This is a genomic window from Streptomyces sp. NPDC006265, from assembly GCF_040613555.1.
Lineage (GTDB): Bacteria > Actinomycetota > Actinomycetes > Streptomycetales > Streptomycetaceae > Streptomyces.
This window is the reverse complement of sequence record NZ_JBEXSH010001107.1, coordinates 1-2,499: the sequence shown is the minus strand read 5'-3', so window position 1 is coordinate 2,499 and position 2,499 is coordinate 1. Positions and strand designations below refer to the sequence as shown.

1 protein-coding gene and 1 pseudogene are annotated in these 2,499 nt (G+C 70.4%); one reads left to right on the top strand and one right to left on the bottom strand.

Translation table 11 applies throughout. The features are described 5' to 3' along the window. Positions 1-256: 256 nt before the first annotated feature. Positions 257-514, top strand: a complete 258-nt coding sequence (locus ABZ281_RS45840; RefSeq protein ID WP_356664366.1) for a DUF1876 domain-containing protein — start codon at positions 257-259, stop codon at positions 512-514. Between the two features lie 71 nt (positions 515-585). On the opposite strand, the pseudogene ABZ281_RS45835 reads toward ABZ281_RS45840, so the two are convergent. Then, positions 586-2,424: pseudogene (locus tag ABZ281_RS45835) on the bottom strand (glycosyl hydrolase family 65 protein); the annotation flags it as partial. Between the last annotated feature and the right edge of the window lie 75 nt (positions 2,425-2,499).

Below are 2,499 nucleotides of genomic sequence, written 5' to 3'. Positions count from 1 at the left end.
CCCATCCGCAGCCCTTGTTGCGTCATCACCACTTCACACACACCTGCCCCGCGCTGGGAGCCATCTGGGGGCGACGACCTCCGCTCCTGCCTCTACGGCCTGAACACCGTGCTGCGCCTGCACTTCACCCAGGAAGAGGAGAGCTACTTCTCCTTGGCGCCGTGAGTGCCGCGGAAGGGCCCTTCGGCACTGGTGCGGCCGTACGCCTGCGCGCAGGGTGGGAGCAAGGAGCGGCTCCGGGACGGAAGTGATCACCATGGAAGCCAAGCAGTGGACCGTGCAGATCTACATCTCCCAAGAGGGCGACAGCACTCATGCGCGTGCCGTGCTCACCACACGGGACACGTCGACCGTGACGGGCAGGGGGACGGCCCGGCGCAACCCGATCGACAGGCCTGTTCCGGAGATCGGCGACGAACTCGCCGTCAGCCGGGCTCTGGAGGACCTCGCCATCCGGCTGCACGACGTGGCGGCCGACGACATCGTCATGCCGGCAGGGCCGGTGCAGGCCTGAGCGCCTGTCCCAGCCCGCGAGTCCGCCGCGCACGGCGGACTCGCCGACGTCAGCTCTCAGCCGGGAACCCCTCAGCCCGGAAGCAGCAGCCGACTCGTCTCCCCTGGCTCGACCCCGACGGTCCGGTCGGGCAGACGCACGGTGATCGGCTGACGGTCGGAGTGCGGCACGGAGATCTCCAGCAGACCGCTCTCCAGCCGCAGCCGCACACCCCAGTGCCCCTGGTACTGCAGCGAGAAACCGTACGACGACAGCTCCGGCAGCGGCACCGGGTCCAGCCACAGCGCCCCCTCGCGAGTCTCCAGCCCGGTGAGACCCCGCTGGATCAGATCGAGGGTGCCGGCCATCGCACCGAGGTGGATGCCCTCACCCGTGGTGCCGCCCTGCAGGTCGGCCACATCGCCGCGGAGGGCCTCCTGGCAGAACAGCCACGCGTCGGTGCGCCGGGCGCGGGCCAGGATCCAGCCGTGGACGAGACCGCTGAGGGTGGAGCCGTGGCTGGTGCGGGCGAGGTAGTAGTCGACCGTGTGCCGCCAGGTCTCCTCGTCCAGCCGATGACCCAACCGGCGGAAGAGGCCCTGCAGTTCGGCGGGTGAGAACAAGTAGCCCAGCATCAGCGCGTCGGCCTGCTTGGACGCCTTGTAGCGGTTCACGGTGTCCCCCTCGGCCTCGAGGATCCGGTCGAGCCGCCGGATGTCGTCGTACCGCTTCGCGTAGCCCTTCCAGTCGAGTTCGGCGAGGTCCCCGTAGCCCTGGAACTGGCTGATGACCCCGTCGTGAAAGGGGACGTGGAGGGTGCGGGACACCTCTTCCCACCGCTCCAGCTCACCGCCGTCCAGCGCGGCCCGTTCGAGGAGTTCGCGTCGCCGGGGTTCCGGGAGGTCGCGCAGCACCTCCAAGGTGCGGGCGAGGACCCAGGCTGCCGTCACGTTCGTGTACGCGTTGTCGTCCAGGCCGGGTGCTTGGGAGCCGGGGTAGGCATCGTGATACTCGTCCGGGCCGACCACACCTCGGATCCGGTGACGGCCCAGCTTCTCGTCCCAGGTGGCCGAGTCGGCCCAGAAGCGCGCGATCTGCACCAGCATCTCGGCGCCCTTGGTGTGCAGGAACTCCGCATCACCACTGGCCTCGCAGTACTGCCAGACGTTGTAGGCGATCGCCGAGCCGACGTGGTGCTGGAGGTGGGAGTGGTCGGGAAGCCAGCGCCCTGAGCGGGGGTTGAGGTGCAGGCGCTGGGTCTCCTCGCGGCCGTCGCTGCCGCTCTGCCACGGATACAGTGCGCCGCGGCGGCCGATGTCCCGTGCTGCGGCGCGGGCTCGGTCCAGGCGCCGGTGGCGGTAGCGCAGGAGGGCGCGGGACACCTCGGGGAAGTGCAGGTTGAGGTAGGGCAGCACGAACAATTCGTCCCAGAAGATGTGTCCCCGGTAGGCCTCGCCGTGCAGCCCGCGGGCCGGCACTCCCACATCCAGGTCCGCGGTGTGCGGGGAAAGAGTCTGGAGCAGGTGGAACAGGTGCAGCCGCAGGATGGTGCCCGGCTCGCCGGGGACGTCGAGTGCGGCACGGCGCCACAGCAGCTTCCAGGCGATGAGGTGCGACTGCAGGAGCGCCTCGAACCCCGGGGCGGCGCTCACGCGGTCCAGGGCGGTCTGGAGCGGGTCGCTGATGGCCGGGTCGCGCGAGGTGTGCAGGGCGATGGTCTTGTCGACGGTGACAGGGCGGCCGGGTTCCAGGGTCAGCTGCAGACGCTGGAGCGCACGGGGGTGTACGTGCGCCTCGGCGACCGGTGCGTCGGCGGTCAGCCGGGCCGCCATGCCGATCCGGATGTCCGAGGTGCGGGTGCGGCAGCGCAGCCACACCGTGCCGGGGTTGGCGGTGCCGGTGTGCACGTGGGTCAGGTGTTGCCCCGCAAGGCGCGGCGAGGGACATGCCGCGCTCGCTGAACAGCAGGACCATCGTGGCCAGGCCCAGTCCCGGCGGCAGCCAGA